This window comes from Paenibacillus sp. P4_E11 (assembly GCF_056401635.1).
The window spans coordinates 1-884 of the sequence record NZ_JBFUIX010000594.1 but is presented as its reverse complement, the minus strand read 5'-3'; the positions used below and the strand labels follow the sequence as shown (position 1 = coordinate 884).

At 39.9% G+C, this 884-nt stretch carries 1 protein-coding gene; it reads left to right on the top strand.

Annotated elements, in window-relative coordinates:
- On the top strand, positions 1–884 hold an 884-nt coding region (locus AC1DWB_RS36295; protein ID WP_477545894.1), incomplete at both ends, for an RNA-guided endonuclease InsQ/TnpB family protein.

Below are 884 nucleotides of genomic sequence, written 5' to 3'. Positions count from 1 at the left end.
ACCCAACACAACGGAAAATGGATTGGAAAAACAGAACTTCAAGCAGCATTGAAACATCGATTCCCCTTGCATTCACAGTCCATACAGGCGGTTAGCCATAAATATGTATTTGCCCGAGACAGCGCAAAACAGAGTAAAAGCAAAGGGTTGAATAACAAGTACCCCTACAAGAATAAAAAGTATTTCAATACGAAATGGGTAGACAAATCGTTCAAGATAGAAAGCAATGTGATTGAACTGAGTTTAGGTATTCAAGACGGGAAACGACAACGACCGATCCAAATCACCGTACCTCACTTGCCTAATGCAGAAATCAAAGAAATTGAACTTGTGTTTGACCGGAAACTAATGGTAGCCATGAGCTATGAAGATGGGAAAGCAGCAACGGAAAACCAAGGAAATCAAGTTGTTGGTGTTGATTTAGGTGAAATTCATTCCATCACAGCGACGACCACAGAAAACAAAGCTGTCATCATCACAGGAAGAAGAGTAAGGAGCATACACAGGCTTAGAAACAAGAAGGTAGCCGAGCTGCAAAAACTCATGAGCAAGTGCAAAAAAGGCAGTCGTCAATGGAAAAAGTACAAAAAAGCGAAAATGTACGTGCTAAGCAAAAGTGACCGCCAACTAAACGATGCCATCCACAAAACAACAAGACAATTCGTACAGTGGTGTACGGAAAATGATGTMAAAACGATAGTAGTTGGCAAAGTAGAAGGCGTACAGAGAAACACGAAAAAGAAAAGAAGAAAAATCGTAAATCAAAAGTTATCCAATTGGAGTTTTGGTAAAATTCAAAAGCAACTCGAATACAAGCTCGAAGAACATGGAACAACGATGAAGACGATGGATGAAAGCTATACAAGTCAACAATGTCCTTGTTG